Below are 25,397 nucleotides of genomic sequence, written 5' to 3' on the forward strand. Positions count from 1 at the left end.
CACCGCCGAACAAGCCGGCGGCAGGGGTGCCCGGATGGGCGCGATCGGAAGGGTGAAGCCTTGCGGCCGGCCTACTTCTTCAGCAGGCCGAAGGAATCAGCGAGCTCGCCGTAGACCTTGACCTGGTTCTTCACGTAGGCGTCCAGTTCGGGCCCCGTCTTGTTGAACGGAAACAGACCCTGCTGCTGGCGCAGCTTGTCGAACACGGGCGACGCGGTCGCGGTGTTGAAGGCCTTGACCCAGAACTGGTAGTCGCTGTCCGAGACCTTCGGGCCTACGTAGAAGCCGCGGATGATCGGCCAGACGATGTCGTAGCCCTGTTCCTTGGCGGTCGGCACGGTGCCGAGCTTGCCCGGCAGGCGCTGGTCGTTGAATACCGCCAGCACCCGGATGGGCGCGCCGCCTTCCAGCATGGTGAAGGCTTCCGCGGCATCGCCCATGTAGGCCTGGATATGGCCGCCGCGCAACGCGGTCACGGCTTCGCCACCGCCTTCAAACGCCACGAAGCGCATCTTCTTGAAATCCACGCCGGCGGCCTTGGCCGTCAGCGCAGCTTTCATCCAGTCCTGGCTGCCCACGGTGCCGCCCGCACCCAGCACGATCTTGGTGGGATCCTGCTTGAAGGCGTCCATCAGACCCTTCAGGTCGGTATAGGGCGAATCGTTGCGAACCACGGCCACGCCGTAGTCGGTGCCGATGGCGGCCAGCCAGCGCACGTCGTCCACGTTGTACTTGCCGAACTTGCCCTGAGCCAGGTTCAAGAGCGACCCGCCAGAGAACGCGACGATGGTGCCGGGTTCGTTGGGATGCTGGGCGACGATGTTGTTGTAGGCCACGGCACCGATGCCGCCCGGCATGTAGACGATGCGCATGGTGCTCTTGAGCGCCCCGCTTTGCTTCAATCCCTCGGTGGCCAGGCGGCAGGTCAGGTCGAAACCGCCGCCGGGCTGGGCCGGCGCGATGCATTCCGGACGGCGGGGCTCGTCGGCCGCGTGGGCGGCGCCCAGGGAAAGGGTAATCGCGCCAAGCGCCGCCAGGGCGGCCGTGCGCAGCTTCATGCTGGTCTGCATTCTTGCGTCTCCGAGTTTTATAGGTCTTGGTATGGCTGGATGGCCGCACGGCGTCGTGACACCTGATCGGACCCAGCGGACGCTACCGTACAAAATCGAAGCTTTCCAATACCTTTCAAAAACGGCCGTTTTCGTGGTGCGCCGCAGCATCCGGCGCAGGTTCAAGGGAAAACACCAGGACTGCCCGCAATCCGGGCAACGGCGCCCGGTTTTCCAGAATCAGCCGGGCCCCAAGGATATCGGCGATGGTGCCCACGATGGCCAGCCCCAATCCGGCGCCCGGCTTGTTCTTGCCCGCCGCTCCCCGGCGAAAGCGCACGCAGGCCCGGGCGATGTCTTCCGCCGACATCCCGGGGCCGTCGTCTTCGACGATCAGGCGGGCCAGCCCGTCATTGGCCTGGACGGTCACCGTCACCTCGCCTGCCGGCGACGCGTAGCGGATCGCGTTGTCGACAAGATTGGTGGCCGCTTCGCGCAACAGCCACTCGGTGCCGCTCACCAGGACCGGGCGGACGGCGGCCTCCAGGCCGATGTCCAGCTGGCGGGCGCGGGCGGTCGGCAGCAAACCCCGGATCACCCCGTCGGCCAGGTCGACCAGGTCGACCGTTTCGGCGGTGAATCCGCCTTCGGCCAGGGAAGCGTCCTTAGCGCGCGCCAGGGCGAGCATCTGGTTGGTGGTGCGTACGGCCCTGTCCAACCCCTCCTGCATCGCCAGAAGGGCTGTACGGACCTCCTGGGGGTCTGTTTCACGCAAGGCATAGGCCGTTTGCGTCCGCAACACCGACAACGGCGTACGCAATTGGTGCGAGGCGTCGTCCAGGAACTGACTCTGAACCCTCGCCTGAGCCGCAAAACGGGCCATGTGGAGGTTTACAGCCGCAACCAGGGGCAGGACCTCACCTGGCATCTCGGACGCGCTGACGGGGCTTAAATCGTCTCCAGAACGCCCTTCCACCTCTTGTCGAAGCCGGGCAAGGGGCCGCAAGGCCATGAAAACCCCCAGGATGATCACCAGAACGCTGATCAGGATCACGGCCAGGTCGCGCTCTACCGATCGCACCAGCACCTTGTGCAAGAAGGCCTGACGGCTTTCCAGGCCCTCGGCGACCTGCACGATAACCCGTCCCCCTTTGTTTGCGTAGAGCGGCGGATCCATTGGGCGCGCCAGCGCCGCAACCCTGACGGGTGTGCCTTGGTAGTCCGCGTAAAAAAAACGCGGTTCGCCAGATTCCAGCGGCTGGTCCGGCAACGGAAGCCCCGGATGCCCGATTTCAGCCAGCCCGTCCTCTGTCGCCACGCGGTAGAACACGCTGCCATTGGCCGTCAGCTCGAAAAATTCCAGCATCAGGTAGGGCTGTTCCATGGCTAATCCACCGCTGGCTGTGGATATGTTGTGGTCGATCGCGCGCAGCGCTCCGGAGAGCGAGCGGTCGTAGGCAATGTCGACCTGGTTGCGCAGTTGGTGGTTCGACAGCCAAAGCGCGGCCATCATCACGAAGACCAGTGTGGGGATCAACCACCAGAGCAACTGCGTTTTCAGCGTCCGATTACGTCTTTTTGCGGCGAAAAAAACGATTTTTTTTGGACTTCTAGTTGTCAACAAGGTTCTCCAGGCAGTAGCCCATGCCCCGCATGGTCACGATCTGAACCCCGGTTTCCGCCAATTTTTTGCGCAAACGGTGGACCAGGACCTCGATGGCTTCCAGGTTGATGTCCGCGTCGTCCGTGACGATGCGGTCAAGGATCTGCTGCTTGTTGATGGGTTCGCCGCTCTTCTGGATCAACACCCGAAGTACCGCATGTTCACGTGGGGATAACTGCAAAGCCTGTCCAGACGCTGTGAATTTTTGCGCTGCAGAGTCGAAAACCAGGTTTCCCAGAGCCAAACGCGGATGTTCGCGTCCACGGCTACGCCGGATAAGAGCGATCAAACGCGCTTCCAACTCTTCCACAACAAAGGGTTTCGGCAGGAAATCGTCCGCTCCCTGGTGAAGGGTTCCGATTTTTTCGGCCAGCGAATCGCGCGCGGTCAAGACCAGCACCGGCGTACGGTCGTCCCGCGCGCGAATCTTCGCCAGCAAAGCATGGCCATCCATGCCGGGAAGTCCCAAGTCGAGGATGACCGCATCGAATTCTTCAATTGCCAGCCTTCTTTCGGCGACAAGTCCGTCGTCAGCCCATTCAACGACAAAGCCGGCATGTCTGGCCAGGCTTCTGGAAAGCCAACGGGCAAGTTCGGCTTCGTCTTCTATCAGGAGGATGCGCATGGACGGAGTCCGGGGGGGAGTGGCTGGGCGGAATGGGAAAGCATGTTTGGCTTTTCCTTTATTTCTCTTTATATAAAGACTAATGATTAATAAGGCCTGTGGATAACTACCTTAACCTTGAAAACCTCATTCTTTTCATCAGCTTGCAGCCGTTTTTGCCTGTGCAAGAACTCTGTGTGGGAAAAAAGTTGAAGTTGGACAACATTTCGGCCACCCCCCAAAACCCCCGCTTGTTCAACTTGCCTCCACACAATGTGCACAACCTGGCTACTTAGGAGTTATCCACAGGGCGATTTCTGGAAACGGGGTGGGAAAGCGGCACTTGTACCCCGAAAAACCGCCTGTTGCCTACCCGGTTTTTTGCCCTTGCAAAGGCCCAAAAACGCCCTCTGAGGCGTTCGCGAGAGCGGGGATTCGAGGGGCCATCAGCGGGCTTTCTTGACAGGAGACTGAACAAAAAGTGAGCAACTTCCGCCGTAGAATCCGCCCATGGCGACAGAAATCAGAATCCGGAAATTGGGCTGGGCGAAGGGCTTGAGAAGCCGTTTATTGGCCGATAACCTGCCCGCAACCTTGTGCGCGGCGGCACTGATGGGACTGTTTGGCGCGTTGGCGACTGTGGTGTTCCGGGAACTGCTGGGATGGACACAAATGTTGCTGGCGGGCGAAGACGTCCCCCACGGCATGGTGTCGTTGGCCCGAGGCCTGGACGCCTGGCAACGTTTGCTGATGCCCGCCGTTGGCGGCGCGATAGCCGGCGTTGTGCTGCAGATGGCCGCAAGATGGCTGCCGAAACGTGGCGCGGCAGACTATATGGAAGCAATATCCGTCGGCCGGGGCGTCATCGGCCTGCGCCAGACGCTGGCCCGCAGCTTGTCGTCCATTTTTTCCATCAGCTCGGGCGCCTCGATTGGCCGGGAAGGTCCGATGGTGCAGTTGGCGGCCATGTTGTCATCCTTGACCGGGCGATTCCTGCTGTTGCCGCCCCGTCATTTGCGGCTGTTGGTGGCCTGCGGGGCCACGGCAGGCATCACTTCCGCCTATAACGCGCCCATCGCCGGCGCGCTGTTCATCTCGGAAATCGTCTTCGGGGTGATTTCGTCGGCCACCCTGGTGCCGCTGGTGGTGTCATCGGTGGTGGCCAACATCGTCACGCGCCAGATCCTGCATTACGACGCGGTCTTCCATATGCCGCACTTCGAATTCGTGTCCGGTTGGGAGGTCGTGAATTACTTGGGGTTGGGCGTGGCCGCCGGCCTGGTCGCGCCGCAATTCCTGCGTTTCCTGGATGTGTCCCGCACCGCCTTTTCCCGTCTGCCCTTCCCGCTTTGGATTCGCATGGCGTTGGGGGGCCTGGTCGTGGGGGCGTTGTCGGTGCTCAACCCCGAGGTCTGGGGCAACGGCTATAGCGTCGTCAACAGCTTGCTGCACAACCCGTGGGCTTGGCAGGCGGTGGCCGCCATCCTGCTGATGAAGATCGTGGCTACGGGCGCAAGCGTCGGGTCGGGGGCGGTGGGCGGCGTGTTCACGCCGACGCTGTTCGTGGGGGCGGCGTTGGGAGCGCTGTACGCAAGCGGTCTGCAAGCTGTACTGCCAGCGGGCGACGTGTCGGCGATTTCCAGCTATGCCGTCGTAGGCATGGGGGCGCTGTTGGCCGCAACGACCTATGCGCCGCTAATGTCGATCCTGATGATTTTCGAGATGACGCTGAGCTATGAAGTGATGCTGCCGCTGATGCTCGCGTGCATTACCGGCTACGTGATCGCGCATCGCATACGGCCGGAATCGGTGTATGCGAAATCACTGGCGAACAACCGCCGCGCGCAGCAGGCGGTATCTGAAGGTGGAAAAAATAAAAGCGAGTAAAGACTCGTATTTATTCAGCTTTCGGGTTTTGATGCAGGGTCTTTTTCATGAAGACGCGATGCAGACTCAATTCTTGCGCGCGGTGCGTTTCCACGTACCCGTATCGCAGATAGATGGAAATGTTCTCCGTCATCATCTCCTGCGTGTACAGGCGGATGGTTGAGTACCCCGCCAAGCGCGCGACATCTTCCGCGTATTGCATCAGGACGCGGCCATATCCCTTGCCTTGGGCGGAAGGCAAGACCGCGATGTTGTCCAGGAGCAAACAGCCGGGCTCTGGAATCAAGACCAGCACGGCGTGAATGGCGCCGCCTTCCTGCAAGACATGTACCACGCCTTGCCCGACACGCGCCGTGTAATCGTCGAGCATGGGGCCGGGCGTGGCGCCGATGCGCGCGATGTATGGGCGATAGGCCTGCGCGACAATCCGTTCAATAACGGGTATGTCGTCGGGAGTGGCGGGTCTTATCACCTTATTTTCCGATGCAGAAGCTGGAAAAAATTTCGCCCAGCAGATCGTCGCTGGTGAATTTTCCGGTGATGCTCGACAGGCTGTCATGCGCCAGCCGGAGCTCTTCCGCGAACAGGTCCAGCACGCGGTCGTCCTGGCCGGCGTGTTCGCCGGCAAGCGCCAGATGTTCGGCCGCGTCCTGCAGTGCGTGAAGGTGGCGTTCGCGCGCCAGCCAGGGCGATTCAGCGCCCGGGTTCCAGCCGGCGATATTCAGCAGTTCGGCGCGCAGCGTATCCAGGCCCGCACCGCGCTTGGCGGAGATGCCCAGTTCGCCCGGCGCCGGCGTGAATGCTGTGGATAACAGATCCACCTTGTTGAATACCTTCAGGACCGGCGTGCGCGGCGGCAGGCGCGCGGTGATCTGCGCGTCCAGCTCGTCGCCGGGCTGGGTGGCGTCCTGCAGGTGCAGGATCACGTCAGCCCGTTCAATTTCCTGCCAGGTGCGAGCAATGCCGATGCTCTCGACGGTGTCTTCGGTTTCCCGCAGGCCGGCCGTATCCACAATATGCAGAGGCACGCCGTCGATATGGATTTCCTGCACCACTTTGTCGCGTGTCGTGCCCGCAATCGGCGTGACGATCGCGATATCGTCGCCCGCCAGCGCGTTGAGCAGGCTGGATTTTCCGACGTTGGGCTGGCCGGCCAGCACCACGTGCAGGCCTTCGCGAAGGATGACGCCCTGGCGCGCTTGCGCGATCAGGTTGGACAGGTCGGCCGTCAGCGCATCGAGCGTGGGCCGGGCCTGATACTTCTCAAGGAAGTCGATCTCTTCTTCAGGGAAATCCAGCGTCGCTTCAACCAGCATCCGCAGGTGGATGATGCGGTCGGAAAGGTCATTCACGCGTGCCGAGAATTCGCCCGACAGCGAGGCCACCGCACCGCGCGCGGCCGCCACCGACGAGGCTTCGATCAGATCGGCTACGGCTTCCGCCTGAGCCAGGTCCATGCGGTCGTTCAGGAAGGCGCGGCGCGTGAATTCGCCGGGTTCGGCCAGACGCAGGCCAAGGTCGCGGCCCGCCGTCAGGCAGCTGTCCAGCACGCGGCGCAGCACGGCGGGGCCGCCATGGCCTTGCAGTTCCAGCACGTCTTCGCCGGTGTATGAATGGGGCGCGCGGAAATAGATCGCGATGCCTTCGTCCAGCAGTTCGCCGTCTACCGATTTGAAAGGCAGGTAATGCGCGTGACGCGGCGTGAGTTCGCGCTGGAACAAGCGGCGCACCAATTCGGACAGGTCCGCACCAGAAACGCGCACGACGCCGATGCCGCCTCTTCCGGGGGCGGTGGCAATGGCGGCAATGGGGGCGTAAGCGGACATATCTGAACGGGGGCGAGGCAAGGACAATAGGGGAATATAACTGTTGCGCGGCCCCTTGTTTGCTGGTTAATGTGCCCCAGAGGTTCAAAACCCGAAACAACTCTGGGAGATCACGATGGCATCTCGGTTTTCGCGTGTCTTGGCCTGCGGCTCGGCCGCGGTGATGTTGGCCTTTGGCACATTCAGTTCTGCAATGGCTCGCGATCTGGTGATCGCCCTGAAGACCGAGCCCTCATCGATGGATCCGCAGTATCACGCGCTGACGCCGAATACGCAGATCTCCCAAACCATTTTCGACACGCTGGTTGCCACCGATGCGCAATTGAAGCCGCAGCCCGGGCTGGCGGAATCGTGGACCGTGGACGGTAAGGTCTGGACGTTCAAGCTGCGTCCCGGCGTAAAGTTCTCGGACGGCACGCCGTTTACCGCCGAAGACGTGGTGTTCACGTATGACCGCGTGCCCAAGGTGCCAAACAGCCCGTCGCCGTTCACGTTGTACCTGGGCTCGGTGGCCAAGACCGAAGCGGTCGACCCGATGACCGTGCGCATCACGACCAAGGAAGTCGCGCCAAACCTGCTGGTGAACTTGGCCCAGCTGCCCATCATGTCGAAGAAGGCCGCCTCCGGCCCCGCGGCGGAAGGCAAGACCACCACCGAACTGAACAGCGGCGATGGCCTGGTGGGAACCGGCCCGTACAAATTCGTGTCGTGGAAGCGCGGCGCGGAATTCGTGTTGGCGCGCAATGACAATTACTGGGGTAAGAAGCCGGAGTGGGACCGCGTGGTCTATCGCCCGATCAGCAACGCCGCGGCGCGTGTGGCTGCGCTGTTGGCCGGCGACGTGGATATGATCGAAGATCCCCCCACCGACGACCTTCCCAAGCTCAAGGGCGACAAGAAGCTCTTCGTCGAGGAAACCCCGTCGGTGCGCGTCGTGTACGTCGCGCTGGACCAGTACGCAGAGCCTTCGCCCGGCATCCAGGGCACGGACAAGAATCCGATGAAGGACAAGCGGGTGCGTGAAGCGCTGTCGCTGGCCATCAATCGCGACGCGCTGGTCGAACGCGTGATGGGCGGCGTGGCGCTGCCTGCCGGCAACCTGCTGCCCTACCCCATGTTCGGCTCCAGCAAGGAACATTCCAAGGCGCCGAAGGCCGATGTTGAGAAGGCCCGCGCCTTGCTGAAGGAAGCGGGCTATCCCAACGGGTTTTCGATCACGCTGGGTTCCCCTTCGGGCCGCTACGTGAACGACTCGAAAGTGGCGCAGGCCATCGCATCGATGTGGACCCGCATCGGCGTGAAGACCAGCGTGGACGCGATGGCGCCCCCGGTGTTCTTCAAGAACCGCGACAGCTATGCGTTCTCGGCCTATCTGGCGGGCTGGTCCGTGACCAGCGGCGAGATGTCCAACGCGCTGACGTCGCTGCTGGTGACGCGCAATCCGGAAGCCGGCCTGGGAACGACCAACCGCAGCCGCTATTCCAACCCCAAGATGGACGAGCTGGTGAAGGAAGCCTCGTCCACGATGGATGATGCCAAGCGCGCGGAACTGCTTTCGAAAGCCAGCAATATGGCCATGGACGATTTCGCCATGCTGCCGGTGCATTTCGAACTGTCGGTATGGGCCATGAAGGGCGATATCCGGTATCAGGGCCGTCCCGACCAGGTCACGCTGGCGCAGTTCGCCACCCTGAAGAAGTAACGCGCATCGCGGGTGGTCTCCAGTGCTGGCAACAATCGTAAGAAGACTGCTGCAAACCATCGTCGTCATGCTGGTCATGTCGGCGTTGGTGTTTGCAGGCATCTACATGGTGGGCGATCCGGTGTCGATGCTGGCCAGCCCCGAGGCCACCGAGGCGCAGCGCGCCGCGATCAGTGCGTCGCTGGGCCTGGACCAGCCGTTGTGGCGGCAATACTTGATCTTCATGGGCCAGGCGGTGCGCGGCGACTTCGGCAACAGCTTCCTGACCGGCGAGCCGGCCATGCACCTGATCCTGGAGCGTATGCCGGCGACTGTGGAGCTGGCCTGTGTGGCCATGCTGCTGTCGGTGCTGATCGGCGTGCCGCTGGGCATCCTGGCGGGACTGAAGCCGCAAGCGCCGGGCTCGCGCGCCATCATGACGGGATCGGTGCTGGGCTTTTCGCTGCCCAACTTCTGGGTCGGCCTGATGCTGATCATGGTGTTCGCCGTGATACTGGGCTGGGTGCCGGCCGGTGGGCGCGGCAAGACTGTCAGCATCGGCTCGCTGGAGTTGAGCGTGCTGACGCTCAACGGCTGGATGAGCCTGGCCCTGCCTGCCGCCACCATCGCGTTCGCCAAGTGCGCGATGATCATCCGCGTGACCCGCGCGGCTACGCGCGAGGCGTTGCCCATGGACTACATCAAGTTCGCGCGGGCCAAGGGGCTGTCGGAAAAGCGCGTGCTGGGCGTGCATCTGTTGAAGAACATCCTGATTCCGGTGGTGACCGTTGCCGGGCTGGAATTCGGACAGGTGATGGCGTTTGCCGTCGTGACGGAGACGGTGTTTTCGTGGCCGGGGATGGGCAAGCTGCTGATCGATTCCATCATCAACCTGGATCGTCCGGTGGTGGTCGCGTATTTGCTTCTGATCGTGTTCTTCCTGGTCATGTTGAATCTGGTGGTGGACATCATCTACACGGTGTTGGACCCCCGCGTACGTTTGGATAGCCGCCGATGAACAGCCCCGCCACTGCTGCCGCGCCTGCCGCGGCCATCAAGGAACAGACGCCCTGGCGGCGTTTTGTGTCGGACTTCTTCGCCAGCAAGCTGGCCACGCTGGGCCTGGTGATGTTGGTCGTGATTGTGGGCGCCGCGTTGCTGGCGCCATGGATCGCGCCGCAGAATCCCTATGATCTGGCGTCGCTGGACATCATGGATTCCAAGCTCAAGCCGGGCAGCGAAAGCGGCGATGGTTCCATGCGCTATCTGCTGGGCACGGACGGGCAGGCGCGCGACCTGTTCTCGGCCATCCTCTACGGCATGCGCACCAGTCTGCTGGTGGCGACCGTGTCGGTGCTGGCGGCTTTCGGCATCGGCGCCACCGTGGGGTTGATCGCCGCCTATTTCGGCGGCCGCATCGATGCGCTGCTGATGCGGATTGTGGATATCCAGTTGTCGTTCCCTGCCATCCTTGTCGCGCTGATGCTGCTGGCGATTCTGGGCAAGGGTGTGGATAAGGTGATCATTGCGCTGATTGTCGTGCAATGGGCGTATTTCGCTCGAGCGGCACGCGGCGCGGCGTTGGTGGAACGCGGCAAGGAATACGTCGAAGCCGCGCGCTGCATGTCCTTGTCTTGGGGGCGGGTGCTGTTCCGCCACGTGTTGCCCAACTGTATGCCGCCGCTCATCGTAATCGCCACGATCGACCTGGCGCACGCGATCGCGCTGGAAGCCACGCTGTCGTTCCTGGGCGTGGGCGTGCCGGTAACGGAACCGTCGCTGGGCATGTTGATCTACAACGGGTTCGAGTACCTGTTGTCGGGCCAGTACTGGATTTCGTTCTTCCCGGGCATCGCGCTGGCGCTGGCCATCATCGCCATCAACCTGGTGGGCGACCACCTGCGCGATGTGCTCAACCCGCGCCACGCGAATTGAAGGCGGACGCGATGCAGACGCAAGTTGTGGATAAACCGGTGGCGACGCCCCCGCCCATTCTTGAGGTGCAGGGCCTGAAGACGCATTTCTTCACGCGCAACGGCATCGTGAAAGCGGTGGACGGCGTGGACCTGACGCTGGCCGAAGGCGAAATCCTGGGGCTGGTAGGGGAATCCGGTTCTGGAAAAAGCATTACCGGCTTTTCGCTGATGGGCTTGCTGGACGAGCCCGGGCGCATCGTGGACGGGCAATTGCGCTTGAACGGCGAAGACCTGCGCGGTGCCACGCCGGCGCGCTGGCGCCAGTTGCGGGGGCAGGAGATCGCGATGATCTTCCAGGACCCGATGATGACGCTCAATCCGGTGCTGCGCGTGGATACGCAGATGATCGAAGCGGTGCAGGCGCACCACAAGGTGTCGCGTGAACAGGCGCGCCAGCGCGCCTTGCAGACGCTGACGATGGTGGGCATCCCCTCGCCGCAGGAACGCCTGCGCACCTATCCACATCAGTTGTCGGGCGGCATGCGCCAGCGCGTTGCGATCGCGATCGCGCTGTTGAATTCACCGCGCCTGATCATCGCGGACGAACCCACGACGGCGCTGGATGTGACGATCCAGGGGCAGATCCTTTTCGAAGTGCAGAAGCTGTGCCGCGAGACGGGAACGGGCTTGGTCTGGATCACGCACGATCTGGCGGTGGTGGCCGGGCTGGCGGACCGGGTGTCGGTGATGTACGCGGGCCGCGTCGTCGAGACCGGCAGCACACAGGATGTGATCACCCATCCCATGCATCCGTATACGCATGGACTCATCGCTTCCATTCCCACGCCAGAATCGCGCGGCAAGCCGCTGGTGCCGATTCCAGGCATGACGCCGTCGCTGCTGAACCTTCCCCAGGGCTGTGCGTTCCGCGGGCGCTGCCCACGCGCGACCGACGCCTGTCTGATCGAACCGCAGCCTGTGGAAGTCCGCCCGGCGCAATGGGTGCGCTGCTGGCACGCCGGAGAGGCAGACATCAAATGAGCGCAGCAGAACGCGGCGCCGCCGCCCCTACCCCCATCCTGTCCCTGCACGGCGTTGAACTCCGCTTCGTGCAGCCCGTGGATCTGGCCGGACGCATCGCGAACCTGCTGGGCGCGGGTTTGAAGACGCAAGTGGTGCATGCCGTGGGCGGCGTGGACCTTGAAGTCCAGCGTGGCGAAGTGATCGGCATCGTGGGCGAATCAGGCTGTGGAAAATCCACCTTGGGCCGTATCGTGTCGGGCATTCTGCCGCCGTCCTCCGGCGACGTGTACTACCAGGGCAAGGCGGTCAAGGCAATGACGGGCACCGAGCGGCGCGCCTACGAGCTGGGCGTGCAGATGATCTTCCAGGATCCGTACGCGTCCCTCAACCCCCGCATGCGGGTGCGGGAGATCATCGGCGAGGCCCCGGTGGCGCACGGCCTGATCCGTGCGCGCGACAAGGCGGAATACGTGGCGGGGTTGATGCGCCAGGTGGGGCTGGATCCTGCATTTGCGCAGCGCTATCCGCACCAGTTCTCGGGCGGGCAGCGCCAGCGCATCGGCATTGCCCGAGCCTTGGCATTGAAGCCCTCTGTGATCGTCTGCGACGAGGCCGTGGCGGCGTTGGATGTGTCCATCCAGGCGCAGGTGCTGAACCTGTTCGAACAGCTGCGTGACGACCTGGACCTGACGTATCTGTTCATCAGCCACAACCTCGCCGTGGTCAGCCATATCTCGGACCGCGTGGCGATCATGTATCTGGGCCGCGTGGTGGAGCTGGCGCCTACCGACACCGTGTTCCAGCGCGCCAACCATCCCTATACGCAAGCCCTGCTGAAAGAACTGCCGACGCTGACACCGGGGCGGCGCAACTACCAGCCGATCAAGGGCGAACTGCCGTCGCCCCTGGACCCACCCACCGGTTGCGCGTTCCACCCGCGTTGCCCACACGCCATGCCGCGCTGCAAGACGGAACGGCCGCTGCTCCGGGAGATCGCGCCGGGCCAGTACAGCGCCTGCCATTTGAACGATGCGGCGTAGGCGTCATTCGCCCGGCTACTGGACGTATGACGGGCGAAGCGCGAGAATTCCCGATCACACCACTGCTTATCCACCGCCATGAAAACCATCGCCGAAATCGAACGTGCGCATCCCGAATTGACCGCGTTGCGCCGGGATATTCATGCCCACCCCGAACTGGCCTTCCAGGAGACGCGCACGTCGAACCTGGTGGCCGAACGCCTGCGTGAATGGGGCCTGGAAGTCCATACGGGGCTGGGCAAGACCGGTGTGGTGGGCGTGTTGCGCGCCGGCAGCGGCAAGGCGACTGTCGGCCTGCGCGCCGACATGGACGCGCTGCCCATGCCCGAGCACAACCGCTTCGCGCATAAATCCACCATCAGCGGCCGCATGCACGGCTGTGGCCACGACGGCCACACCGCCATGTTGCTGGGGGCGGCGCAATACCTGTCCACGCACCGCAATTTCGATGGCACCGTCGTGTTCATCTTCCAGCCTGCCGAAGAAGGCGGCAACGCCGGCGCGCGCGCCATGATGCAGGACGGCCTGTTTGAAAAATTCCCTTGCGATGCCGTGTTCGGCATCCACAACATGCCGGGCATGCCGGTCAACCAGTTCGGCTTCCGCGCGGGCCCGACGATGGCATCCAGCAACCGCTGGGACATCGTCATCAAGGGCGTCGGCGGCCATGCGGCGCAGCCCCATGCGTCGGTCGACCCCATCATCGTGGCGGCCGACATGGTGCATGCCTTGCAGACGGTGATTTCGCGCAGCAAAAACCCACTGGACCAGGCGGTGCTGTCGATCACGCAGATTCATGCGGGCGACGCCTACAACGTGATTCCGGGCGAAGCGGTGCTGCGCGGCACGGTACGCACGTACTCCGTCGAAACGCTGGACAAGATCGAAGCGGACATGCGCCGCATCGCCACGACCCTGCCGCAGGTGTACGGCGGCACGGGCGAACTCGACTTCGTGCGCGCGTATCCGCCGCTGGTCAACTGGGAAAAGGAAACGGCTTTCGCGGCCCAGGTCGCCGAAGACGCGTTCGGTGCCGAGAACGTGTTGCGCGACATGCCGCCGTTCATGGGGGCCGAGGATTTTTCCTTCTTCCTGGAAGCGATTCCCGGCGCGTACCTGTTCCTGGGCAACGGCGACGGCGACCACCGGATGGAGAGCTATCACGGCATGGGCCCTTGCCAATTGCACAACCCGAACTACGATTTCAACGACGCCCTGCTGCCCGTGGGCGCGACGTACTGGGTAAAGCTGGTCGAGGCCTATCTGCCGACGGCTTGATGGCGTAAGACACCCGCGCTTAACACCGATGCGCTATTTGCTTATAGGTGTTCGGCATGAGGCCGCGGGGTTCGCCCCGCGGCGTGTTCTATATGACGTGAAGCTTTGTTCAAACGCCGATAACTTCGTTTGAGATACAAGGCGCGCTTTCCATAATCGATCGTTCCAGACATGCCGCAAGGCGAACCGGAGCGAACGATGTCCCAGAGCAACGCCGTGCGGCGCGAAATAGACGCCGCCCCCGTCCCGCACGCGCAGTCCTTTGAACTACGCCCCCTGCCCGGCCCCGTGGGCGCCGAGATCATCGGCCTGGACCTGTCGCGCGACCTGACGGCGGCCGATTTCGCCCGCGTGCATCAGGCGCATCTGGATCATCACCTGCTGGTGTTCCGCGACCAGCGCATCACGCCGCAGCAGCATATTGATTTCAGCCGCCGTTTCGGCCGCTTGATGATCCACGTGCTGCATCAATTCCACCTGGCAAACCACCCAGAGATCCTGATCGTCTCCAACATCGTGGAAGACGGCAAGCCGATCGGTCTGGGCGACGCGGGCAAGTACTGGCATTCGGATATCTCGTACAAGGAACTGCCCAGCCTGGGGTCGCTGCTGCACGCGCAGGAACTGCCTGCTGAAGGTGGCGACACCTTATTCGCCAACATGCATCTGGCGTACGACACGTTGCCCGCCGCGCTGCGAAACGCGATCGAGGGCAAGCGCGCCGTGCATTCGTATCTGGCCCAGTATGGGCAACTGCAGAAGGAAGGCAACTGGCGCCCCAACCTGAGTGCGCAGCAGATCGCGCAGGTGCAGGAAGTGGTGCATCCGGTGGTGCGCACGCACCCCGAGAACGGCCGCCGCGCGCTGTTCGTGAGCGAAGGCTTCACGACGCGCATCGTCGATGTGCCGGAAGACGAGAGCCGCGCGCTGCTGGCCGAATTGTTCGCGCACAGCGTGCGCGCCGAGAACATTTATCGCCATCGCTGGCAGCCGCACGACCTGGTGTTCTGGGACAACCGTTCGCTGATCCACCTGGCCGGCGGCACGCCGGATCATCTGCGGCGCAAGTTGTACCGGACCACCATCGAAGGCGACACGCCTTTCTGAAAAACACGCGGTTTCTGACGCAAAGCACTTATCCACAAGGAACACCATGCGCATGTCCTCCGCACTACGGGATCGTCTGGTCCAAACCGTTACCGGCGCCGGCCTGGCGCTGGTCCTGGCGGTGCTGGCGTTGGCGTCGCCCACACCGGCCCTGGCCGAAGGGCGCATCCGCATCGCGGAACAGTACGGCATCGTGTATTTGCTGCTGAACGTGGCGCGCGACCAGCAGTTGATTGAAAAGCACGGCAAGGCCGAGGGTGTGGATATCTCGGTCGAATGGGCCAAACTGTCCGGCGGCTCGGCCGTGAACGATGCGCTGTTGTCGGGGGCTGTGGATATCGCGGGGGCGGGCGTTGGACCGTTGCTGACGATCTGGGACCGCACGCGCGGAAAACAGAACGTGAAAGGCGTGGCGTCGCTGGGCAACTTCCCCTACTACCTCGTCACGAACAATCCCAATGTGAAGAGCATCGCGGACTTCACGGACAAGGACCGCATCGCGGTGCCGGCCGTGGGCGTGTCGGTGCAGTCCCGCGTGCTGCAGTTGGCATCGGCCAAGCTGTGGGGCGACGCGCAATTCAACAAGCTGGACAAGATTTCGGTGGCGCTGCCGCATCCGGATGCGGCGGCGGCGATCATTGCCGGCGGCACGGAAATCACGGGCCATTTCGGCAATCCGCCGTTCCAGGAGCAAGAGCTCGCCGAGAACCCCAAGGCCCGGATTGTGCTGAATTCGTACGATGTGCTGGGTGGCCCCAGTTCATCCACGGTGCTGTTTGCGACCGATAAATTCCGCAAGGAAAACCCCAAGACCTACAAGGCGTTCCAGGAAGCGCTGAAGGAAGCTGCGGCGTTCGCCTCGGCCAATCCGGAGAAAGCCGCGGACACCTACCTGCGCGTCACGGGCGCCAAGCAGGACCGCGACTTCCTGATCAAGGTGATCAAGAACCCCGACGTGCAATTCAAGCTGGCGCCGCAGAACACCTTTGCGCTGGCCGAGTTCATGCATAAGGTGGGCGCCATCAAGAACGCGCCGGCCAACTGGCGTGACTACTTCTTCGATGATCCGCTGACGGCGCAAGGCAGCTGATATGCCGGTGACCGCCGCCAGGCCTGTGGATAACGTTGACAAGGCGTCGCCGCTGCTGGCTGTGGATAAGGTGACGATCGAATATAAGACGCGTGAAAGGCGGGTTCGCGCCACCCATCAGGTCAGTTTTGAAGTCCACGGCGCGGACCGTTTCATCCTGCTTGGCCCCTCCGGTTGCGGCAAATCCACGCTGCTCAAGGCAGTGGCCGGCTTTCTGCCGCCCACCGAAGGACGCATTGCGATCGATGGGCAGACGGTGCAGGGCCCGGATCCGGACCGCATCGTCGTGTTCCAGGAGTTCGACCAGTTGCCGCCGTGGAAGACGCTGCGCCAGAACGTGGTGTTTCCGCTGTTGGCCTCGCGCAAGCTGGGCCGGCGCGAAGCGGATGAGCGCGCCATGCATTATCTGAACAAGGTGGGCCTGGCCGCATTCGCGGACGCTTATCCCCACACGCTTTCCGGCGGCATGAAGCAGCGCGTGGCGATTGCGCGCGCACTGGCCATGCAGCCTCGCGTGCTGCTGATGGACGAGCCGTTTGCCGCGCTGGATGCCCTGACCCGCCGCCGCATGCAGGAAGAGCTGATGGCCTTGTGGGAAGACGTGCGCTTTACCTTGCTGTTCGTGACGCATTCGATCGAAGAGGCGCTGGTGCTGGGCAGCCGCGTGCTGCTGTTGTCGCCGCATCCCGGGCGTGTGCGCGCCGAACTGAACGCGCATGCTTTCGGCTTGCACAGCCAGGGCTCGGCCGCCTTCCAGTCGGCGGCCAAGCGCATCCATGACCTGTTGTTCGAGTCGCCCCTTGTGTTGTCCGATCCCGCGCCGGCCGAGCGCGCGGCGGCTTGAGTTTGCCGCGCGTGCCGCTTCCCGAGTTTCGGCCGATCCGGTCCGCCCGATGACTTCCGCCCCATGAGTACCGCCCCATGAGCAGCGCCTACCCCGCCTCGCCCCCTATTCGTCCCGAAGTCGAGTACAAGCTGCCGCCCTTGCCGGCGCAGGCGGCGCAAACGCCGTTGCCGTGGCACGAACGGTTATGGCAGCATGCCAGCCTGCGCAAGCTGGTGATCCTGGTGCTGCTGGCCGCGGTGTGGGAGCTGGCGGCACGCTATACCGATAACGACTTGCTGCTGCCGGGCGCCTGGCAGACGGCCCAGGCCTTTGTACAGGGCATCGCCAATGGCGAACTGCCGGCGCGCGCCGGACAATCGCTGCGCGTGCTGGTGCAGGGGTATCTGGCCGGCGTGGTACTGGCGTTCGTGCTGACCACGTTGGCCGTGTCCACGCGCTTTGGCCGCGACCTGCTGTCCACGCTGACCGCCATGTTCAACCCGTTGCCGGCTATCGCGCTGTTGCCGCTGGCCCTGCTGTGGTTCGGGCTGGGCGAAGGCAGCCTGGTGTTCGTCTTGATCCACTCCGTGCTGTGGGCGCTGGCGCTGAACATGTACGCCGGCTTTCTGGGCGTGTCGGAAACCCTGCGCATGGCGGGCCGCAACTACGGGCTGACAGGCTTGCGCTACGTGTTGCAGATCCTGGTGCCGGCCGCGCTGCCGGCCATCCTGGCGGGCTTGAAAATCGGCTGGGCGTTCGCCTGGCGCACCTTGATCGCGGCGGAACTGGTGTTCGGGGCGTCCAGCGGCAAGGGCGGACTGGGTTGGTACATCTTCCAGAACCGCAACGAGTTATACACAGACCGCGTATTTGCAGGGCTGGCTGCGGTGGTCATCATCGGCCTGCTTGTGGAAAACCTGGGATTCGACAATCTGGAGCGGTTGACGGTGCGGCGCTGGGGGATGCAGCGTTGAAGTGATGGGTTGCGCGCGCGTGGCGTGTGCCTGATTTGGCCGGCATTGCCGCGCTTCACCCATGATCCGCAGTGCCCAGAAAAAACGGCCCCTCACGGGGCCGCTCTCCTTTCTGCCAAGCCGCTAGGCGCTTAGATCTTCAGTCCCAACGCCTTTGCCACGCCGGCGGCATAGGCCGGGTCGGCCTTCCTGAAGTGTTCCAGCTGGCGGCGCTGGATGTCTTCGGGCACGCCCGCCATGTGGCGGCCGATGTTGCCGAACAGCAGTTCCTGCTGGGCTGGCGTCATCAGGCGGAACAACGCGCCCGGCTGCGAGTAGTAGTCGTCATCCTCGCGGTGGTTCCAGCGCGCCGCGGCTTGGCCGTCCAGCGCCAGCGGCGGTTCCCCAGCGGACGGGGTTTCCTTCCACTCGCCCGCACTGTTGGGCTCGTAGTTCAGCGTGCCGCCGACGTTGCCGTCCACGCGGCCGGCGCCGTCGCGGTGGTAGCTGTGGACCGGGCATCGCGCCGCGTTCACCGGGATCTGGTGATGATTGATGCCCAGGCGGTAGCGGTGCGTGTCGCCATACGAGAACAGGCGCCCTTGCAGCATCTTGTCCGGCGAGAAATCGATGCCGGGGACGATATTGGCTGGCGTGAAGGCGGCCTGCTCCACTTCCGCGAAGTAGTTCTCGGGGTTCTTGTTCAGTTCCAGCACGCCTACATCGATCAGCGGGTAGTCGCCGTGCGGCCAGACCTTGGTCAGGTCGAACGGGTTGATGTGATAGGTCTGGGCTTCGGCCTCGGGCATGATCTGCACCTTCAGCGACCACTTCGGGAAGTTGCCTTGCGCGATGTTGTTGAACAGGTCGCGCTGCGAGCTTTCGCGGTCGTGGGCGACCACTTGCGCGGCTTCCTCATCGGTCAGACAGGCGATGCCCTGCTGCGATTTGAAGTGGAACTTCACGTAGAAGCGTTCGTTGTTGCTGTTGACGAAGCTGAACGTGTGCGAGCCGAAACCATGCTGCTGGCGCAGGTTGGCGGGAATGCCGCGATCGCTCATCAAGGTCGTCACCTGGTGCAGCGATTCCGGGCTGAGCGACCAGAAGTCCCAGGCGGCGGTGGCGCTGCGCAGGTTGGTCTTGGGGTCGCGCTTCTGGGTGTGGATGAAGTCCGGGAACTTCAGGGGATCGCGGATGAAGAAGACGGGAGTGTTGTTGCCCACCAGGTCCCAGTTGCCTTCTTCGGTATAGAACTTGATGGCGAAGCCGCGCACGTCGCGTTCGGCATCGGCCGCCCCGCGTTCGCCGGCAACTGTGGAAAAGCGCAAAAACAGCGGGGTCTGCTTGCCGACCTGCGAAAAGATATTGGCGCGCGTGTAGCGCGTGATGTCATGCGTGACGGTGAACGTGCCGTAAGCGCCCGAGCCTTTGGCGTGGACGACGCGCTCCGGGATGCGTTCGCGGTCGAAGTGGGCAAGCTTTTCAATCAGCCAGAAGTCCTGCAACAGCGCGGGACCGCGGGGGCCGGCGGTGAGCGTGTTGTTGTTGTCCGCCACCGGCGCGCCTGCTGCGGTGGTCAGATGCTTCTTGTCGGTCATAGCACACTCCCTTCGTGATTCTGGAATGCGCGTGCCCTGGTAGGCCCGCGCCGTGTCGTGCATACCCCCGCGTCGCCGCCTGGGGAATATGTCCGACACATCATAGGGGTCATGGTTGCACTTGTGAAGTTGATTGATATTTTAAATTCAATAGTATTTATCTATTGTCATCGGCTCGATGCGGCGGCAGGATGCGAAGCGCGCCGGCGCGGCGGGCGTAAAAAAACCGGCCCCCAAGGGCCGGTTCTTCATGCTTGCAAGGTCAGGCTCAGCGGTTTGCCAAGGCTTCCGTTTTGCGCTGCATGGCGCGGGTGATGGACCACTGCTGCGCGATCGACAAGGTGTTGTTGACGCACCAGTACAGCACCAGGCCGGCCGGGAAGAAGAACATCATCCCGCCGAACACCAGCGGCATGATCATCATGACCTTGGCCTGGATGGGGTCCGGAGGCGTCGGGTTCAGTTTGATCTGCAGGAACATGGTGGCCATCATGATGGCGGGCAGAATGAAGAACGGGTCGCGGATCGACAGGTCGTGCACCCACAGGATCCACGGCGCGCCGCGCATTTCCACGCTGGCCAGCAGCACCCAGTACAGCGAGATGAACACCGGGATCTGCACCACCATCGGCAAGCAGCCGCCCAGCGGGTTGATCTTCTCGGTGCGGTACATCTCCATCATGGCGGCGTTGAGCTTCTGCTTGTCGTCGCCGTACTTTTCCTTCAGGGCCTGCAGGCGCGGGGCCACTTGCTTCATGCGGGCCATCGAGCGGTAGCTCGCGGCGGCCAGCGGGTAGAAGATGGCCTTGATCAGCACGGTCAGTGCGACGATGGTCCAGCCCCAGTTGCCCAGCAGCGAATGCAACCACGTCATCAGCGTGAACAGCGGCTTGGCGATGATGGTCAGCCAACCGTAGTCCACCACCAGTTCCAGGCCGGGGGCGAGCGCCGCCATGGCCTTCTGGTCTTGCGGGCCGACCCACAGGTGCGAGTCGACGCGGGATGCTGCGCCGGGGGCGATTTCGCCGACGGCTTCGATGCTGCGGGCGGCGTACAGGTTCTTCTGCACTTCCAGCAGTTCGTTCGTGCGCGGCTTGCCTTGCGGCGGTACCCAGGCGGTGGCGAAGTAATGCTGGACCACGGCGATCCAGCCGTTGTCCGCCTGCTTGATGTAGTTGGCCTTCTTCTTTTCGATGTCGCTGAACGTGCTCTTCTGGAACTTGTCCTGTTCGGAGTAGACGGCGAAACCGGTGAACGTGTGATAGAAGCTGGACGTATCGGCCGGGTCGTTGCCGTCGCGCTCAAGCTGCAGGTACAGCGCGGGCGTCACGGGGGCGGAACCGACGTTGGCCAGGTCGTGGCGCACGTCGATGTCGTAGCGGCCCTTGTGCAGGGTGAACGACTTGGTGACCTTCACGCCACCCGATTCGCCTTCGAACGAGACGACCAGGTTGTCGCCGGTCAGTTGGCGTTCCGACGTCACCAGGCGGAAAGGCGTCTGGTGCGTGGGGAAGCTTTGGCCGTTGGGCGCGCCGACCACGCCGGACTGCACGACGTAGTTCAGGCCGGCCGAGCGGTCCAGCAGGACCGTGGGCTTGTCCGGCTGGCCGGTTGCCGGGTACTTCAGCAGTTCGGCGCGCACCAGTTGGGCGCCCATCGTGTCGAACGTCAGGCGCAGCACGTCGGTGGTGATGACGACTTCTTCCGAGCGCGCGGCAGCCGGCGTGGCGGCGCCAGGGACCGCCGAGGGCGCAGTGGCCGCGGTGGCGGGCGCGCTGGGCACCGAAGGCGTGGCGTTGTTGGCGCCGGCCTGCGGATCAGCCGTGCTGGCCGCGGGCGTCGGGCCCCCGAACAGCGACGGCTTGCCGTTATGGATTTGCCAGTTGTTCCAAAGGAGCAACAGCGAAAAGGAAAAAATCATCCAGAGGACGGTTCGTCGGATATCCATGGTGCCTACTGAAGTGAATACGGGCCAGCAAAGCCCGCCAGTTTAGCGTCAATCGTGCTCGGTGCGGTGGCTGTGGGAGCAGCAGGGGGCGCCTTTGGTTCCCGAACCCGGCGGAACCGGATCCCAGCCGCCGGGCGACCACGGATGGCATCGGCCAATGCGCCGGACGGCCAGCCAGAAGCCGCGCCAGGCGCCGTGGCGTTCGATTGCTTCAATCGCGTACGCCGAGCAAGTCGGGGTGAAGCGGCACTGCCTGCCGATCCAGGGACTCAGGAAGAACCTGTAGAACCGGATGGGGGCGATGAGCAGTGCTTTGAAAATCATCGCGCGATGCGCTCGAAGTGAGCGTCCACTTCGGCTCTGACCAAGCGTTTAAGCGAGGTGAGCGTGGTAGGAGCGACCTTGCTATGCAGGCGCACGACGTAATCCTTGGCGGGCAGCGCCAGGCGCCGGTGGCGGAACGCTTCGCGGATGACCCGCTTGATGGCGTTGCGCGTACTGGCGTGGGCGGCGAACCGCTTGGCAATGATGAGCCCCAAACGCGCACAGGCATCCTGGCCGAGGGGCAGATCATTGGGAGCCGAAGTCACAATGAATAACGCCCCTCGGGCAAGACGCCGGCCTTTGAGGGCAGCGGCGAACTCGGAGGGGCGATGCAGCCGCGCCTCCGGGGGAAGCGTGGAGCGCGGCATGGACTGCGGGTCAGGCGTTTGCGCGGAACCGGAACGAGATTGCGAGAGGTCTTGCAATATGGCCGGTCCGTGCAAATAGTCAGGTTTCCGGAAAACCGGAAAGCCCGGACTTAGACGGCCAGACGCTTGCGGCCCTTGGCGCGACGGGCGCTCAGGATGGCGCGGCCAGCGCGGGTTTTCATGCGCACGCGAAAGCCATGGGTGCGCTTGCGGCGGGTAACGGAAGGTTGGTAGGTACGTTTCATGGACGATCCACAAAAAGAACAAAAGTCAGAAGGGACCTGCCCGGAGGGTTCCAGGTCGCGCATTCAGAAGCGGGTATCTAGTGAGCATTTTTGCAACAGGTGCAAAAACAACTCGTAGACGGGGCTCTGGACTGGGAATTTCTTCCCAGGCGACCTATTCAGCAAAGCTAAAAACCGGACAGTGCGAAAAGCGCCCTACCTATGAAAGGAGGGTACTTGCCACAACTCCGGCTAAGCTCTCTGTGAAACCTTCTGACAGACAGAATTCGGAAAAGCCCACCATTTCAGCAAGTTTTCCCTGTCTTGTCAAACAGTTAAGCCTGTGCAGTGTAGACGCTTATGTCCTACCCTGTGGATAACCCCTGCCCAGGCAAGGTAGAATCGAGGTTTGAATAAGAGCGACATGAAAGAATTCTGGCAGACCTGCGTCAGTCGTCTTGAGCAGGAACTCCCCCCCCAACAAATCAGCGCGTGGATACGACCGCTGGTCCCGCTTGCGTACGACGAAACGCAGGCGGTGCTGCGCGTTGCCGCGCCCAACCGCTTCAAGCTGGATTGGGTGCGCAAGAACTTTTCCCACCAGATCGAAGCGTTGGCCGCGGAGTGGTTCAAGCGACCGGTACAGGTCTTGTTCGAGTTGCCGTCCCACGGAGCCGCGCCGCGCATGCCGGTCGCGCCCGTGCGTGCGCAGGCGCCCGAGCAAACGCACCTGTCCGCTGCTCAGCCCTCAGGCGGCGCGCCGCCCATGCAGGCCGCGGCACCGCCCGCCCCTCCCGCTACGACCGTGGCGGCACAGGCGGTGACGGCCGACGCGGCCAACATCGTGTACGAGCGCTCGCGGCTGAACACGGACCTGACGTTCGAGAACTTCGTGACGGGTAAGGCCAACCAGCTGGCGCGCGCCGCCGCGCTGCAGGTCGCCGAGAACCCCGGTACCTCGTACAACCCGCTGTTCCTGTACGGCGGCGTGGGCCTGGGCAAGACCCACCTGATCCACGCCATCGGCAACGCCATGGTCGCGGCGGGCACCGGGGTGCGCGTGCGCTACGTGCATGCCGACCAATACGTGTCCGACGTGGTGAAGGCGTACCAGCGCAAGGCGTTCGACGATTTCAAGCGCTACTACCATTCGCTGGATCTGCTGCTGATCGACGATATCCAGTTCTTCTCGGGCAAGAATCGCACGCAGGAAGAGTTCTTCTACGCGTTCGAGGCGATGGTGGCCCAGCGCAAGCAGATCATCATCACCAGCGATACGTATCCGAAGGAACTGTCGGGCATCGACAGCCGCCTGATCTCGCGCTTCGATTCCGGCCTGACGGTGGCGATCGAGCCGCCGGAGCTGGAGATGCGCGTGGCGATTCTGCTGCGCAAGGCGGAATCCGAAGGCGTGCCCATGCCCGAGGAAGTGGCCTTCTTCATCGCCAAGCATCTGCGCAGCAACGTGCGCGAACTGGAAGGCGCGCTGCGCAAGGTCCTGGCCTACGCCCGCTTCCACGGCCGCGACGTGCTGACGGTGGATGTCTGCAAGGAAGCCCTGAAGGACCTGCTGTCCGTGTCCAACGGCCAGATCACTGTGGAAAACATCCAGAAGACGGTTGCGGATTTCTACAAGATCAAGGTCGCCGACATGTACTCGAAACGCCGGCCCGCCAATATCGCATTGCCGCGCCAGGTCGCGATGTACCTGGCGAAGGAGCTGACCCAGAAAAGCCTGCCGGAAATCGGCGATCTGTTCGGTGGTCGTGATCACACCACCGTCCTGCACGCCGTCCGCAAGATTTCCGACGCTCGCGCAAAGCAAGCGGAGCTCAACCATACCCTGCACGTGTTGGAACAAACTCTAAAAGGATGAACATGCAACTCGTACAAACCACACGCGATGCATTGCTGAAACCGCTGTCGACCGTGGCGGGCATCGTCGAAAGACGCCATACCCTGCCCATCCTGGCGAACATCCTGATGCGCAAGGAAGGCAACAAGGTTGCCTTCATTGCGACTGACCTTGAAGTACAGATCACCACGCACGCCGACTTCGGCGTGGGCCAGGACAACGAGTCCACCACGGTCGCGGCGCGCAAGCTGCTGGACATCCTGAAGGCGTTGCCGGACACCGGCGACGTGCGCCTGGCCCTGGCCAGCAACAAGCTGTCGGTGCAGTCGGCCAAGAGCCGCTTCGCGTTGCAGACGCTGGCCGCCAGCGAGTTCCCCACCGTCGCTCAGCCCGAGCAGTGGGACGTCTCGCTGACCATGCCGCAACGCACGCTGCGCCACCTGTTCAACATGGTGCACTTCGCCATGGCGCAACAGGACATCCGCTATTACCTGAACGGCATGCTGCTGGTGTTTGAACCGGGTCGTGTGCGCGCCGTCGCCACCGATGGCCACCGCCTGGCGCATTGCTCGACCGAAGCCGACGGCATTGCCGAACGCCACGAAGTGATCGTGCCGCGCAAGACCGTGCTGGAAATGCAGCGCCTGCTGGAGGACTCCGACGAGGTGGTCTCCATTGATGTGGCGCCGGGCCAGATCCGTTTCCGTTTCGGCGACGTGGAGCTGGTGTCCAAGCTGGTCGAAGGCAAGTTCCCCGATTTCACGCGTGTGATTCCCACGAACTACACGCGCCATTTCATGGTGGGCCGCGAAGCGCTCCAGGGCAGCCTGCAGCGCGCCGCCATCCTGACCACCGACAAGTTCAAGGGCGTGCGCCTGCAACTGGCGCAGAACCAGATGAAGATCTCGTCCTCCAACGCCGAGCAGGAAGAGGCGCAGGAAGAAATCGACATCGACTATGGCCATGAAGCCCTGGACGTGGGCTTCAACGTGGGCTACCTGCTCGACGTGCTGGCCAACGTGAAGGTCGACAACATCCAGTGGTCGGTCATGCCCGATGCGAACGCGTCGGCGCTCATCACCTTGCCCGAAGACGACCAGTTCAAGTACGTCGTCATGCCCATGCGGATCTGATCCG

General features: G+C 63.1%; 23 protein-coding genes. 13 read left to right on the forward strand and 10 right to left on the reverse strand.

Annotation, left to right across the window (positions count from 1 at the left end; genetic code table 11):
• Window positions 1-71 precede the first annotated feature (71 nt).
• From HG262_RS06110 to HG262_RS06120, 3 genes are all read right to left on the reverse strand, one after another.
• On the reverse strand, window positions 72-1,058 hold the full coding sequence (locus tag HG262_RS06110) for a tripartite tricarboxylate transporter substrate binding protein (protein WP_248293256.1): 987 nt from the start codon (window positions 1,056-1,058) through the stop codon (window positions 72-74).
• 127 nt (window positions 1,059-1,185) lie between these two features.
• Complete coding sequence (locus HG262_RS06115; protein WP_169270240.1) at window positions 1,186-2,562, reverse strand: sensor histidine kinase; 1,377 nt, start codon at window positions 2,560-2,562, stop codon at window positions 1,186-1,188.
• A 97-nt stretch (window positions 2,563-2,659) separates the two neighbouring features.
• Complete coding sequence (locus HG262_RS06120) at window positions 2,660-3,337, reverse strand: response regulator (RefSeq protein ID WP_169270163.1); 678 nt, start codon at window positions 3,335-3,337, stop codon at window positions 2,660-2,662.
• Window positions 3,338-3,826: 489 nt separating this feature from the next.
• Between HG262_RS06120 and HG262_RS06125 the strand changes: the two genes are divergently transcribed.
• Window positions 3,827-5,203: a ClcB-like voltage-gated chloride channel protein gene (locus tag HG262_RS06125; RefSeq protein WP_169270164.1), complete on the forward strand. Its 1,377-nt coding sequence runs from the start codon at window positions 3,827-3,829 to the stop codon at window positions 5,201-5,203.
• Window positions 5,204-5,213: 10 nt separating this feature from the next.
• Here HG262_RS06125 and HG262_RS06130 read toward each other — a convergent pair whose 3' ends face one another.
• The gene (locus HG262_RS06130; protein WP_248293253.1) at window positions 5,214-5,573 is read right to left on the reverse strand and encodes a GNAT family N-acetyltransferase; all 360 of its coding nucleotides are present in this window, start codon (window positions 5,571-5,573) and stop codon (window positions 5,214-5,216) included.
• Window positions 5,574-5,676: 103 nt separating this feature from the next.
• Window positions 5,677-7,029 carry a tRNA uridine-5-carboxymethylaminomethyl(34) synthesis GTPase MnmE gene (mnmE, locus tag HG262_RS06135; protein ID WP_169270166.1) on the reverse strand — a complete coding sequence of 451 codons (1,353 nt, stop codon included), beginning with the start codon at window positions 7,027-7,029 and terminating at the stop codon, window positions 5,677-5,679.
• A gap of 115 nt (window positions 7,030-7,144) precedes the next feature.
• Here mnmE and HG262_RS06140 point away from each other — a divergent pair, with 115 nt between their 5' ends.
• The 10 genes from HG262_RS06140 to HG262_RS06185 all read left to right on the forward strand — a co-directional run bounded on the left by HG262_RS06140 (window position 7,145) and on the right by HG262_RS06185 (window position 17,964).
• A complete protein-coding gene (locus HG262_RS06140) occupies window positions 7,145-8,731 on the forward strand; it encodes an ABC transporter substrate-binding protein (RefSeq protein ID WP_169270167.1) in 1,587 nt (528 codons plus the stop codon).
• A gap of 22 nt (window positions 8,732-8,753) precedes the next feature.
• Complete coding sequence (locus HG262_RS06145) at window positions 8,754-9,728, forward strand: ABC transporter permease (RefSeq protein WP_169270168.1); 975 nt, start codon at window positions 8,754-8,756, stop codon at window positions 9,726-9,728.
• Window positions 9,725-10,645 (forward strand): ABC transporter permease, encoded by a 921-nt coding sequence (locus tag HG262_RS06150; RefSeq protein ID WP_169270169.1) that lies wholly within the window; start codon window positions 9,725-9,727, stop codon window positions 10,643-10,645. The genes HG262_RS06145 and HG262_RS06150 overlap by 4 nt, the downstream gene beginning before the upstream one ends.
• 11 nt (window positions 10,646-10,656) lie before the next feature.
• On the forward strand, window positions 10,657-11,667 hold the full coding sequence (locus HG262_RS06155) for an ABC transporter ATP-binding protein (RefSeq protein ID WP_169270170.1): 1,011 nt from the start codon (window positions 10,657-10,659) through the stop codon (window positions 11,665-11,667).
• A complete protein-coding gene (locus HG262_RS06160; RefSeq protein WP_169270171.1) occupies window positions 11,664-12,689 on the forward strand; it encodes an oligopeptide/dipeptide ABC transporter ATP-binding protein in 1,026 nt (341 codons plus the stop codon). The genes HG262_RS06155 and HG262_RS06160 overlap by 4 nt, the downstream gene beginning before the upstream one ends.
• Before the next feature lie 78 nt (window positions 12,690-12,767).
• The gene (locus tag HG262_RS06165; RefSeq protein ID WP_169270172.1) at window positions 12,768-13,967 is read left to right on the forward strand and encodes a M20 aminoacylase family protein; all 1,200 of its coding nucleotides are present in this window, start codon (window positions 12,768-12,770) and stop codon (window positions 13,965-13,967) included.
• Window positions 13,968-14,165: 198 nt separating this feature from the next.
• Window positions 14,166-15,074, forward strand: a complete 909-nt coding sequence (locus tag HG262_RS06170) for a TauD/TfdA family dioxygenase (RefSeq protein WP_169270173.1) — start codon at window positions 14,166-14,168, stop codon at window positions 15,072-15,074.
• Window positions 15,075-15,120: 46 nt separating this feature from the next.
• Entirely contained in the window at window positions 15,121-16,164 is a 1,044-nt protein-coding gene (locus HG262_RS06175) for an ABC transporter substrate-binding protein (RefSeq protein WP_169270174.1), read from the forward strand.
• 1 nt (window position 16,165) lies between these two features.
• Entirely contained in the window at window positions 16,166-17,008 is an 843-nt protein-coding gene (locus tag HG262_RS06180) for an ABC transporter ATP-binding protein (RefSeq protein WP_169270175.1), read from the forward strand.
• A 77-nt stretch (window positions 17,009-17,085) separates the two neighbouring features.
• Complete coding sequence (locus tag HG262_RS06185; RefSeq protein WP_169270176.1) at window positions 17,086-17,964, forward strand: ABC transporter permease; 879 nt, start codon at window positions 17,086-17,088, stop codon at window positions 17,962-17,964.
• Window positions 17,965-18,095: 131 nt separating this feature from the next.
• On the opposite strand, the gene HG262_RS06190 is transcribed toward HG262_RS06185, so the two are convergent.
• The 5 genes from HG262_RS06190 to rpmH all read right to left on the reverse strand — a co-directional run bounded on the left by HG262_RS06190 (window position 18,096) and on the right by rpmH (window position 22,426).
• The gene (locus HG262_RS06190; protein ID WP_169270177.1) at window positions 18,096-19,541 is read right to left on the reverse strand and encodes a catalase; all 1,446 of its coding nucleotides are present in this window, start codon (window positions 19,539-19,541) and stop codon (window positions 18,096-18,098) included.
• A 268-nt stretch (window positions 19,542-19,809) separates the two neighbouring features.
• On the reverse strand, window positions 19,810-21,489 hold the full coding sequence (yidC, locus tag HG262_RS06195; protein ID WP_169270178.1) for a membrane protein insertase YidC: 1,680 nt from the start codon (window positions 21,487-21,489) through the stop codon (window positions 19,810-19,812).
• A 48-nt stretch (window positions 21,490-21,537) separates the two neighbouring features.
• On the reverse strand, window positions 21,538-21,810 hold the full coding sequence (gene yidD, locus HG262_RS06200; protein ID WP_348984367.1) for a membrane protein insertion efficiency factor YidD: 273 nt from the start codon (window positions 21,808-21,810) through the stop codon (window positions 21,538-21,540).
• On the reverse strand, window positions 21,810-22,181 hold the full coding sequence (locus HG262_RS06205) for a ribonuclease P protein component (protein ID WP_169270241.1): 372 nt from the start codon (window positions 22,179-22,181) through the stop codon (window positions 21,810-21,812). The genes yidD and HG262_RS06205 overlap by 1 nt, the downstream gene beginning before the upstream one ends.
• A 110-nt stretch (window positions 22,182-22,291) precedes the next feature.
• On the reverse strand, window positions 22,292-22,426 hold the full coding sequence (rpmH, locus tag HG262_RS06210; protein ID WP_006228069.1) for a 50S ribosomal protein L34: 135 nt from the start codon (window positions 22,424-22,426) through the stop codon (window positions 22,292-22,294).
• 403 nt (window positions 22,427-22,829) lie between these two features.
• On the opposite strand from rpmH, the gene dnaA reads away from it, so the two are divergent.
• Complete coding sequence (gene dnaA, locus HG262_RS06215; RefSeq protein WP_169270180.1) at window positions 22,830-24,281, forward strand: chromosomal replication initiator protein DnaA; 1,452 nt, start codon at window positions 22,830-22,832, stop codon at window positions 24,279-24,281.
• A 2-nt stretch (window positions 24,282-24,283) separates the two neighbouring features.
• A complete protein-coding gene (gene dnaN / locus HG262_RS06220) occupies window positions 24,284-25,393 on the forward strand; it encodes a DNA polymerase III subunit beta (RefSeq protein ID WP_006227714.1) in 1,110 nt (369 codons plus the stop codon).
• Window positions 25,394-25,397: the final 4 nt, after the last annotated feature.

It is taken from the genome of Achromobacter sp. Bel, assembly GCF_012928505.1.
Lineage (GTDB): Bacteria > Pseudomonadota > Gammaproteobacteria > Burkholderiales > Burkholderiaceae_B > Achromobacter.